An 11,497-nucleotide genomic window follows, 5' to 3' on the forward strand; every position below is an offset into this window, starting at 1 on the left:
CTACGCGTTTCATGTCGCGTAGCGAAACGGCATATCCAATCGACCAAGAGAAAAGAAATAATATTTCCTTATATTCAATCCTCTCGGTTTTAACCAGAGGTAATTATCAATTATCCATTATCAATTATCAATTAATGAACCACATTTTAAAGCTAGACGAGGCACTGCTATGTTTAGACTCAAAGTGATATTTGGAGGTAAGTTACGAAGACGAAGATTGAATAATCAAGCGGTGGAGTTATTTGTACAATGTGCGATTTTCAACCCTATGATACAAAATAGTAAGCCAAAAAGCTAAAAAGTAGAGTTCTAACTTCACATATTCTGTAGGAGGGATTGGTAATCGCAACATTCATTCAACAAAGCCAAAACTCTTGGTCATTAAGAATTTATACCTTTTTGAATAAAAAACTTTACCTGTCTATATTTGATCCTATTTTCTGCTGTTGTTTGGGTGTAAGTGCCACTAAATCACTGCTATTAATTGCGAGCTGATTTTTTTTGTTTCTACAACACCCTTAAAACACTAGGAATACTATCAATAACATCTAATGATTGAATTTCCTCCAATGCTTGCAGGAAATTTCCTTCTCTGACATCATGGGTAACAACAACTATTTCTGCAAGTTTATCTTGTATTCCTGTTTGTACCACAGATTCTAAACTGACATCATGCTTACCGAAACAAGTACCAAGTTTACCAATGACACCAGGATTATCTTTGGTGAGGAAACGGGCATAAAATCTGGTGACAAGTTCTGTCATCATTGCTGTTTCACAATAGTGTTGGTGGGTGCAACTTAATAACGGGTGAGGAATTGGTTCGGTTTCAGTTTGCAGGATGGCAGCAATACTCAGAATATCAGAAACTACTGCACTCGCAGTTGGACCAGAACCGGCACCAGGACCAAAAAACATCACTTGTCCGATGGGTTCTCCTTCGATGAGAATGGCATTGTAAACATCGTTGATACTGGCGAGAGGGTGAGTTTTGGGAACTAGAGTAGGATGTACTCTCAGTTCTAGTTTGTCTGCGGTAGAGTTAATACTGTTGGGGTCACACTTGGCGATCGCTAATAATTTAATTACGAAGTCTAGTCTATCAGCGTAGGCAATATCTGCTGCCGTTACTTGACGAATGCCTTCGCAGTGAATATCTTCTAATTTTATTCGACCACTAAAAGCAAGGGAAGCAAGAATAGCGATTTTATCTTTAGCGTCCAACCCTTCCACATCTGCAGTAGGATCTGCTTCTGCGTAACCTAACTTTTGAGCATCCGCGAGAACATCTGCAAAGTCTGCTCCCTCTTTTTGCATTCTGGTAAGGATATAGTTAGTAGTTCCGTTGACGATACCAATAACAGAATGAATACGATTAACTCCCAGAGATTCTTTGAGAGGTTGAATTACTGGGATACCCCCACCCACTGCTGCTTCTAACATGACGTAAACACCTTTTTTGTTAGCTGCCTCAAAAATTTCTGGACCGTAGCGAGAAATTACAGCTTTGTTAGCAGTTACTATATGTTTACCATGTTCGATAGCTTTGAGAATCAGACTCCTTGCTGGTTCCAACCCACCGATGAGTTCTATTATTATGTCTACATCTGGGTCAGTAGCGATCGCTTCTAAATCTGTTGTTAAAATCTCTGGAGATAAATTAATATCTCTAGTTTTGGATATATCGCGCACTCCCACTCGGTATATCTCCAGTTCCTGAATTAAAGGATGGCGACCTTGTGGGGATAGCAAAATTTTTGCTGTCCCTGTACCGACTGTACCTAATCCCAACAAACCGATTTTGAATCCCACGATTGTTAACCCTTACTGAATTAAATTTTTTGAGCAAAGTTCGGCTATAATAGCTGAATATTATTTAATATTAACAGATAAGTTGAACAAAAAAATAGTTTCTCCTAGAAAAATATTATCTCTAGTTAAATATTTATTATTCAAATAGTAGGTTATTTTAATTATTAGTTATCAATTATTAATACAGAGGCTTGAGAGCTTATTTTTTGGTTAGTAGTACAAGTAAGTAGTAGGGCAGAGGTTTAAATAGATTTAATCTTGTGGTAAAATTTTTCGGTAAAAAAAATTTTGATTTAAAGCCTCCCCTTTTACAGCGCTTTTCAGTTGAGTAGACCACAAAACTGTTGTAGGAGTAATGAGTAAGGAGTAATGAGTAATGAGTCAGTATCATTGTGGTTTATTCATATGAAAACCGCTGTAAGGGGATAATAAATAAAAATTTTCATGATTAGTCAATCCTCTCCTTGAAAAGAAGAGGTAATTATTAATTATTAATTATTAATTGTTGAAGCCCTTATCCGAACATGATATGACTCTAAGAATTTAGGATTGCTATATTATAGTTGAATGTGTTGTCAAAATTAATTTGAGATTTTTTAATGAATCAACTTAACTTAAATAATTACAAACAAGAAATAGCAGACTTATATACTAGAAGAAGCGAGGGATATGATAATAGTCATTGGCACTGGAGAATTGCCAATCATTTAGTTGAATATGGACAAGTAAATCCCGGTCAAAAAATTTTAGATATTGCTACAGGAACTGGTCATTGTGCTATTGCAGCAGCTAAATTAATGGGTAAAACAGGAAAAGTAATTGGGATTGATATTGCACCTGGAATGATTATTCAAGCCCAAAATAAAGTTCAAACTCTCAGTCTGAATAATCTAGAATTTTTACTAGCTGATGCTGAAAATATTGATTTTCCAGCAAATCATTTTGAACGGATTTTTTGTGCATCTGCATTTATTTGGATGTCCGATCTAGTTAAGTCTCTGCTTCTTTGGCGTAAATTTCTCAAACCAGGAGGTATTCTAGGAATTCAAGCTTTTGCTGAAACTGCTTTTGTTGGTGGAGTTATTACACAAAATATTCTTGAAAAATATGGTATTTCATATTTGATGAGTAAACCAACTGGAACAGTTGAAAAATGTCAATCCCTGCTTGAGAAAGCGAATTATGAGTTAATTAAAATTAAAGTTGAACAAGATGGTAATTATATTAGTTTAGAGAAAGCACAAAAAATGTGGTCTGGAACTTCTCATCCTGCACCAGGGCAATACCCTCACCCTTTATCAGAGCTTTCAACAGAGCAATTGAAACAAGCTAAACTAGAGTTTGAAAATGAATTAAAAGTGTTACAAACTGACCAAGGCATCTGGAATGATATAACGACTTTTTACATATATGGTCGCAAACCAATGATTGAGGAAGGGAATTCAAATGACTCAAAATACAAATATCAAAATATCGGCAATTAGAGGTTCATTGCTACTCCCCACTCCCCTACTCCCTAATCCCTACTCCCTACTCCCTGACTAAAAGGTAAATCTTCATTAATTCTATCCATTTCTAGTTGCTCCATTTCATTCACTTGCCCAATGTAAGATAAAAAGATTTTTGACAAACGATTATGATAAAATCTGTGCATACTATGGTTAGGTGTAGCAGGAAAACCACGACGTTTTTTATGTCTTCCTCCAGCACCAGGGTCAAAAGTCTTAACACCATTCTCAATTGCCCATTCTATCGGTGCATAATAACAAGCATCAAAATGTAAACAGTCTATTTCATAATTACTACCCCAGTAACGTCCATAAAGGCGATCGCCCTTAGTAATACAAAATGACATTCCTACTGGCAACCTATCATCTTCTTCACTATAACCTGCGACAAATAATACCCGATGGCGAAAGTCGTGATGTAACTGTTCAAAAAATCGCTTCGTCAAATATTTACTACCCCACCAACCAAACTTATCGCAGGTACTCTCGTAAAAACTGTACATCTTGGAAAACAGAGCTTTAGGTATCTCATCCCCAGTGAAAGTCTGCATTTGTAAACCAGCTTTTCCTACTGCTTTACGTTCCCGCTTAATATTACGACGTTGGTTAGCATTAAATACCTTCAGGTAGTCGTCAAAAGTTTGATAACCATGATTTTGCCAAATGTAGCTATGATGGAGCCAATTGGTAAAACCATTACGTTTGATAATGGGATGCCATTCTGGATCGACATAGAGAAAATGACATCCAGAAATATTGTGGCGATCGCAAAAATGGTCAATCTCACTGACCATCATACCCGTTATTTCATCCTCATCTTCCCCAGGAGCAATCAAAAATCTATACCCCTCAGCAGGAGTAAAAGGTGACATTCCCAATAACTTCGGGTAATATTCAATACCTATACGATAGGCGACTTCGGCCCATTGATGGTCAAAGACAAATTCACCTTGACTGTGCCCCTTGATATATAGTGGTGCTGCTGCTATTAGTTGTCTGTCTCGCCATACTGTTAAATGTTGGGGTAGCCATCCACTTCTACCACCCACACTACCAGATTTTTCCATATTGTGCAGCCAGTCCCATTCTAAGAAAGGAGTTTTTAAAGGTTGGGCCAGAGCATCCCACTCTGGTTTGGGGACTTCTGCAATTTTACCAATCCAGGCTAGAGAATATTGAGGTTTACGCTGTTGGATCATATTTAATTCTTATAAGCTGATTCAGATATCTAAGTTAATCTATTATTTACTGAGTTGACATCTGAAGTCAGAAGTCAGAAGTCAGAAGTCAAAAGTTAAAATAAATATGTCTGATTTATACATTATAAATCTAGGAATTTCATACCTAAAATCAGCAACGCCATTATTTGAAACTCTAGTTTATATAAAATCTGGTAGTATCAGTATAATAAAACAGAACAGAAACCGAGTTTGTATGAGAGATGTTGGTATGAATGAGATATCTAATAGACATCTCCAAAAATCAAAAATAAAATCAATTATCCCACATAAATCATTAATTATTTTTCCCTACTCCCTGCTCCCTACTCCCTCTTTTCTGGAGATATCTAATAGAAACCCGGTTTCTTTATAAGTATCAAAAAGTTATAGCAGTCAAAGCAAAAGTTAGGACAGTTATAAATCCTGAAACCCTTTGATGGTGGGCTGTTCCCTATTCCCTATTCCCTATTCCCTATTCCTTATTCCCTAGCGCTATAGGGATAAATTCAAAGAGCATAACAAGACCCGATTATTTCCAGAATCAGCAATAATAGCAGTGTTACCACAAACAGAAATCTCATAAGGCCAACACAAACTTTGCCGAGTCGGATGCAAACTCAAAGCATTTTCAGCTTTACTTTTAAAATCAGGTTGACCACTCAATGCTATCGCCGGAGTTCCCATTCCCAGAACATCCCGCCAACCCAACAACCGAGAATTAGCAGTATCAGCAACAATCAACCATTCACCAACCGCAGTCACACCATAAGGCATACTCAGACTAACAGCAGAAGGAAAATAAACCCCCTGATTTAACTGTACTGTATCAAATTGAGATTGACCAACAACGACATAACAAGGTTGATTATTCTCAGTGGGGATACCATCCCAGATCATCACCCGGTTATTGCCAGCATCCGTCACAACCAAACGTTCGCCCCAAAAAGTAATCGCATGAGGCCAACGCATACTTGCTGCCGTTGCCTCTCCTCCACCATTTTCATCCCGACAATTCATGTTGGCTTGCCCCAAAACCAGATCGGCAGCTTGCGCGTTAACCTCTGGTAAATTTTCCCACATCAACACCCGACGGTTGCCCGTATCTGCTACCCAAAGTTTACCTTGATGACAGATAACACCATAAGGCCAGTGCATTCGATCAGCAGCGGTTTCCGACTTGCCTCGGTTGGGTTCATTTTCTGAAAAATTTGCTTGACCTAAAACGATATCAGCAGGAACATTATTATCTTCCGGTAGTTGTTTCCAAATTAACACCCGATGATTCCAAGCATCTGCCACCGCCAACCCTTCCCCATAAGCACAAATACCAGTGGGAACGCTAACGGTTGCCGCTGTTGTTTGACCATTGGCGTTTTGTCCCTCTTGAGAAAAGTCTGGTTGTCCGATAACCCAGTCGGCTGGTTGTCCATCAGTTTCAGGGCGTTGTCGCCATCCCAATAACCGATGATGTCCGGTATCAGCTACCCATAACGGGCCTGTTTCGGAGATGAGGCAAGCGCCACGGGGTCCGAACATTGTTGTTGTACTGGGTTTGAGTGGTACAACTAAAGAATCGGAGGATACTGCACCAAGAATGATTTCTGCACCGTTAGGGTTGAGAATATCTAGGTTTATTTCTGGGTTTTCATGGGGGTAGATTTTAGGGGATGCTTTCATGGAATTTTAAGATTTTGAGTTTCAGGTTTCTGATGGATTAGTATTTCAGTATACACCAATTCTATTTTATCAATAAAATAAATTATTGAAAACGCATGATTTTTGTCACTCCAAACCTCCAGTAACTAGTAGTAGTGGATTGTTTCACCTAAAATAGTGCATTAGCTTTTCTCATAATCACCCCATCCCCTCATTTTCTAATGCAACATTTAAGATCAAACAGTGCAGTAGGGTGCGTCAAGACGGATTACTGAATCCTTTTCATAGTCTGAATTTAAGCCGTCTAACACACCCTACAATTTTGCACAAAATTAGCTGTGTCAGTCCACTACAAGTTTTCCTTTTTTATAGTCCCATATCAACAAAAATAAATTATTGAAAACGCATAATTGCCTTCCTCTAGATGGTTAAGTAACTAGAACGAATAAATTAGGAGTGAAACAAAAATGACTAAACAATCTTTTGAAGACTTGGTTATAAATAATAGTGCAAAAGCTGGCGGAGACATTGCTAAATTAAATGATAGACAGGCAATTCTTAAATTTAGTATGGATTCTGGAATAGAGCAAAGACTTTATATCACTAAATATGATTCTATTCTGAAATTTTCTGTTCCTAGTGCTGCTGTATTTGATTCTTTAGAGGAGATTCCACATATTGTTTCTAGCATCTTATTAACAAAAAATGCTGCATACAAACTGGGGGAATGGTGTGTGGAAAAAAATCAGGGTAAGGTAGTTTATTCTATCATGCACAATGTAGATATGAACTTTATTGATTCAGGTTATTTTGTGAATTTAGTACATTTTCTAATTTCAGAATGTGATAAGTTTGATGGTTTTTTAGTGGAGGCAGAAGTAGGGTGTGCAAATCTAAATAGATTAACTGGTTAACTGTGAATAAAACAATCAGTATTTGCTCATTCTACTGTAACATCTAGACCAAAACTGTGGGTAAGTTTGAGCATAATTAAGACCTATCTCTCTCCTATCTCCTACAAGGAGAGGGGAGAGAGATATTCCTCCTTCCCTTGCAGGGAAGGAGGTTAGGAGGTTAGGTTTTTTTACCCACAATTTTAGCCTAGACACGCTACTACTAACTCTTAATTTGACCAATCAATAAGCTCGTAGGGACATTCTATGGAAAATCCCTGCAATATGAGCTATGAAATTTGAGATTTTGCCAAAACTGCATTTTTTGGCATCGAATTATAGAAGTAATTACTAAAGACACACAAGAGAATTGATGTGGCCTAATTTTTGCTTTTTTGTCCTAAAATTTTAGTAGTAATATGATAAAAGCACTATTAAAAAGTCAACAGCAATACACAATGAATCGAAAACCGGAAGACTTGAGTCAGTTATTCAAGGACATCCTTAGTGATGAATCTGATACTCACAATAGAGCCAGAAATAAGTTGTCAACATGGCTCTGGCAACATCCGAAAATTGGTTTAGTAGTTAAGAAGAGTTTTTCTCAGACTAATTTTGATGACTCAAATGAATTTTATGATAATTCCCTACAGGAAACATTCTTAAAGTTTGACAAAATTCTTACAAATTTTTGTAGGAAAAATCAAATTACTCTCGATCAACTAGATAATATTTCTGATGATCAGCTTGGTAATCTTTTCATTTGTTACTTTAATCGTGCCCACTACAATACAGCTTGCAATTTATATCGTCAATGGCAAAGCAAAAGTCAAGTTGATGGGCAGATTATTGTCAGTTTAGACCAACGGAAAAATGATGTTGATGGTCAAGAATATTCAACGGTGGGTGAGAAGATAAAAGACCATAAAAACTTAAACGATTTAGATAATTTTAATCTAGGCGATCTTTCTCAGGAAACTATAGATAATTTACCTATTTTTGGTGGTTCTATAGATAAGTTGCGCAACTGTACTAAAAAAGTTGACTGCTGGGAATTTTTACTGCTGAAATGTCGAGGTTATACAGAAACAGAAATTGCTAATAAAATAGGTGTTAATCAATCTACTGTTAATCGAAATTGGAAGAATAAATGCCTCAAATGTATAGAGCAAATTATTGCAGAAAATAATTCAAGTTATTCCCGAAAATAATATTGAATAAGTTAGTCATAAATCCTGGTTAATATTCCAGTCTGTAGTTCCATGAAACGTCCCTATCTATACCTTTTTTGAATGAATTGTCAATCTATAATTATTAACTTCAACTATGAATAACATCACCGAATCATTGATTTTTAGAGTTCCGTTATCTCCAGAAAGTTATGCTATAGCTGAACAATTTGCAAAACAACAACTTTCTCAACAACGGGCAAAAGAAGTTTATCTAAATACTCTGGCAGTATATATCGGGCGAGATTTTCTCGATGGCTTAGATTTTGATACAAACTTAGAAAATGCTGACTGTTTTAATCCTCTTTGGCGGATGGCTGAGGATGTCGCAGATGTAATTATTCCCGATTTGGGAGTAATAGAATTTCGTCGGGTTTTACCAGGAGAAATAAGTTTTTTAATTCCTGAATTTGTCAGAGAAAATAGACTGGTTTATGTGGCTGTTGGTTTTGATGAATCTTTGGATTTTGGGGATATTTTAGGATTTATTTGTTTGAGCGATTTAACTGAATCTGATGGTTATGTTTCTCTGGAAATGTTACAACCTGCTGAAAATTTATTGGATTATTTAATGCAGTTAGAAGCGGGTAGGGATTTTTTGCTTAGTGATGATCCCTTAGCTGTGGAATTTCGGAATGTTGTGGAGGCGGAAACCCAGGAAAAATCTTTGGGTTTAATGGCAGCAGCATTGGAGGCAATTTATCGTCAATCTCCTGATGATGGGGGTAACTGGCGCGGTAAAGGGGGAAAGGTATTGGCGGGTGATTTGCCCGCCGTCGGTAAAGTTATGGAAGAAGGAATGGCTATTTCTACCAGAGATGAGGTAGGGGAACCTGTGGCAGAAATTAAGTCGGTGTCGCGCACTACTCAAAAGTTGGCTAAAAAACTTTTGGGTAAACTGGCAGAGATTTGGCACGAGGAAGAGACCTAACCCCCCGACCCCCTTCCCTGCAAGGGAAGGGGGGGAATATCTTTCTCCCCTCTCCTTGTAGGAGAGGGGTTGGAGGAGAGGTTTGAGAATTGTGGACGGGAGTAAGGGGAGAATTATAGATGGGAGCAAGATGCTCCCACTGCCTATCCCTGATGCACTTAGGAAGAATACCCACAATTGTCATTGCGAGGGGGGAATATTTGATATCAACTCTGGTATGACACAGTTAACACCCCCGAAGCAATCTCTCACAGGCGATCGCTTTAATTGTCAAAAATAATGGGCGGGAGCAAGATGCTCCCACTGCTAATAATTGATCGTCTAATCCAGCAAGCAAATTTTCCAGTAAGCGATCGCCTCTATATAGAGATTTTAATTGCAGCAAGAGAGAATCAAATTATTCAGATTAAACAAAAATAACATGAACGAACAACGTCTAACAGAATACACAGAACTAATTCACGAACTCCTAGAATGTCCCGAAGGTGAAGAGATAGACATTCTCCAAAACCATGAACACCTCATAGATGAAGGATTAATCGCTGTAATACAGCAATATGCCAGATTTCTGGCAGGGGAAGAGCTAAACATTCCCCAAAACCATGAACACCTCATAGATGAAGGATTAATCGCCGTAATGCAGAAATGTGCCGAAGTTCTATTTCTGCTAGAAGTTGACAGCGAACGGCTAATGAATATGGCTCAAGAATTAACGCAATGGTTAAATCAATCGCAAAATCCTATTTCTTACACCATCCTACTGCAACAACTACTACAAGCAGAATTAGAAATTTACAACGGTAAAGCAAACAAAAGCATCGTCTACCACATCCTAAACAATAACCGATACCTCCTCAATGAAAACCTCGCCCACATCCTCCCACAATACGCATCCAACCTCATTAGCAACAACTCTCCTGAAACTACGGATAATACTGTTGCATTAATCGCAAACCTGAGTTTTCATATTTGGGAGTTTCCTAGGGGAAACAGAAAAGCACAAATAGAAATAGCGATCGCTGGATATCTATTCACCCTCAGTCACCATGAAGAAAACACCAAAGATTGGGCCATGACTCAATACAACCTAGAATTAGCCTACCGTCAGAGAATCAAAGGCAATAAAGCCGAGAATATAGAAACTGCCATTACCTGCGGCCAAGCTACTTTGAGAGTATTCACCGAATCTGCCTATCCCCAAGATTGGGCTATGACTCAAAACAATCTAGGATTAGCCTACAAAAACAGAATCAAAGGTAACAAAGCCGAGAACATAGAATCTGCCATTGCTTACTACCAAGGTGCTTTGAGAGTATTCACCAAATCTGACTATCCCCAAGATTGGGCCAAGACTCAAAGCAACCTAGCTATAGCCTACCGTCAGAGAATCAAAGGTAACAAAGCCGAGAACATAGAATCTGCCATTGCCTGCTACCAAGCTGCTTTGAGAGTATTCACCGAATCTGCCTATCCCCAAGATTGGGCCAAGACTCAAAGTAACCTAGCTATAGCCTACCGTCAGAGAATCAAAGGTAACAAAGCCGAGAATATAGAAACTGCCATTGCCTACTACCAAGCTGCTTTGAGAGTATTCACCGAATCTGACTATCCCCAAGATCGGGCTATGACTCAAAACAGCCTAGGATCAGCCTACAAAAACAGAATCAAAGGTAACAAAGCCGACAACATAGAATCTGCCATTAAATGCTACCAAAATGCAGATTCGTCTTATCCCTTTCCCCCCGCCTCTCCCCGAGATTGGGCAATGATTAAAAGCAACCTAGGATTAGCCTACTGTCAGAGAATCGAAGGTAACAAAGCCGACAACATAGAATATGCCATTGAATGCTACAAACCAGCTTTGATAGTATTCACCGAATCTGCCTATCCTCAAGATTGGGCAATGATTCAACACAACCTAGGATTAGCCTACTACAGCGTAGGACCTCGTGAAGTTTCATACGCCCCACTTGCAATGACTCAAAACAACCTAGAATTAGCCTACCCTAACAGAGTCGGTAACACAGCCGAAAACATAGAATCTGCCATTAAATACTACCAAGCTGCTTTGAGAGTGAGAACTTTCTCTTCCTATCCCCAAGATTGGGCAATGACTCAACACAACCTAGGATTAGCCTACTGCCAGAGAATCAAAGGTAACAAAGCCGACAACATAGAATCTGCCATTAAATGCTACCAAGCTGCTTTGAGAGTGAGAACTTTCTCTTCCTATCCCCAAGATTGGGCA

Annotated in this window: 8 protein-coding genes and 1 pseudogene; 5 read left to right on the forward strand and 4 right to left on the reverse strand. The window is 38.4% G+C overall.

Going from position 1 to position 11,497, the window contains the following annotated elements:
* Positions 1-507: 507 nt before the first annotated feature.
* Complete coding sequence (locus ACP6PL_RS19345) at positions 508-1,812, reverse strand: homoserine dehydrogenase (protein ID WP_426546908.1); 1,305 nt, start codon at positions 1,810-1,812, stop codon at positions 508-510.
* Positions 1,813-2,411: 599 nt separating this feature from the next.
* Here ACP6PL_RS19345 and ACP6PL_RS19350 point away from each other — a divergent pair.
* Positions 2,412-3,296 (forward strand): class I SAM-dependent methyltransferase, encoded by an 885-nt coding sequence (locus ACP6PL_RS19350; RefSeq protein ID WP_426546909.1) that lies wholly within the window; start codon positions 2,412-2,414, stop codon positions 3,294-3,296.
* 32 nt (positions 3,297-3,328) lie between these two features.
* On the opposite strand, the gene ACP6PL_RS19355 is transcribed toward ACP6PL_RS19350, so the two are convergent.
* Positions 3,329-4,519 carry a GNAT family N-acetyltransferase gene (locus ACP6PL_RS19355; protein ID WP_426546910.1) on the reverse strand — a complete coding sequence of 397 codons (1,191 nt, stop codon included), beginning with the start codon at positions 4,517-4,519 and terminating at the stop codon, positions 3,329-3,331.
* Between the two features lie 513 nt (positions 4,520-5,032).
* Complete coding sequence (locus ACP6PL_RS19360; protein WP_426546911.1) at positions 5,033-6,217, reverse strand: NHL repeat-containing protein; 1,185 nt, start codon at positions 6,215-6,217, stop codon at positions 5,033-5,035.
* 446 nt (positions 6,218-6,663) lie between these two features.
* On the opposite strand from ACP6PL_RS19360, the gene ACP6PL_RS19365 reads away from it, so the two are divergent.
* From ACP6PL_RS19365 to ACP6PL_RS19375, 3 genes are all read left to right on the forward strand, one after another.
* Positions 6,664-7,110, forward strand: coding sequence for a hypothetical protein (locus ACP6PL_RS19365; protein WP_426546912.1), 447 nt, complete (start codon positions 6,664-6,666; stop codon positions 7,108-7,110).
* Between the two features lie 437 nt (positions 7,111-7,547).
* A complete protein-coding gene (locus ACP6PL_RS19370) occupies positions 7,548-8,300 on the forward strand; it encodes a hypothetical protein (RefSeq protein WP_426546913.1) in 753 nt (250 codons plus the stop codon).
* Between the two features lie 115 nt (positions 8,301-8,415).
* Positions 8,416-9,249 carry a DUF1822 family protein gene (locus ACP6PL_RS19375; RefSeq protein ID WP_426546914.1) on the forward strand — a complete coding sequence of 278 codons (834 nt, stop codon included), beginning with the start codon at positions 8,416-8,418 and terminating at the stop codon, positions 9,247-9,249.
* 226 nt (positions 9,250-9,475) lie between these two features.
* Here the strand turns inward: ACP6PL_RS19375 and ACP6PL_RS19380 are convergent, their stop codons facing one another.
* A complete protein-coding gene (locus tag ACP6PL_RS19380; protein ID WP_426546915.1) occupies positions 9,476-9,634 on the reverse strand; it encodes a hypothetical protein in 159 nt (52 codons plus the stop codon).
* Between the two features lie 36 nt (positions 9,635-9,670).
* Between ACP6PL_RS19380 and ACP6PL_RS19385 the strand changes: the two are divergent.
* Positions 9,671-11,497: pseudogene (locus ACP6PL_RS19385) on the forward strand (hypothetical protein); the annotation flags it as partial.

Source organism: Dapis purpurea BLCC-M126 (assembly GCF_050015975.1).
GTDB lineage: Bacteria > Cyanobacteriota > Cyanobacteriia > Cyanobacteriales > Microcoleaceae > Trichodesmium.

Coding starts and splice junctions, on each gene's coding strand:
- ACP6PL_RS19350 (WP_426546909.1), top strand. CDS start 2,412: ATGAATCAACTTAACTTAAATAATTACAAACAAGAAATAGCAGACTTA.
- ACP6PL_RS19355 (WP_426546910.1), bottom strand. CDS start 4,519: ATGATCCAACAGCGTAAACCTCAATATTCTCTAGCCTGGATTGGTAAA.
- ACP6PL_RS19360 (WP_426546911.1), bottom strand. CDS start 6,217: ATGAAAGCATCCCCTAAAATCTACCCCCATGAAAACCCAGAAATAAAC.
- ACP6PL_RS19365 (WP_426546912.1), top strand. CDS start 6,664: ATGACTAAACAATCTTTTGAAGACTTGGTTATAAATAATAGTGCAAAA.
- ACP6PL_RS19370 (WP_426546913.1), top strand. CDS start 7,548: ATGAATCGAAAACCGGAAGACTTGAGTCAGTTATTCAAGGACATCCTT.
- ACP6PL_RS19375 (WP_426546914.1), top strand. CDS start 8,416: ATGAATAACATCACCGAATCATTGATTTTTAGAGTTCCGTTATCTCCA.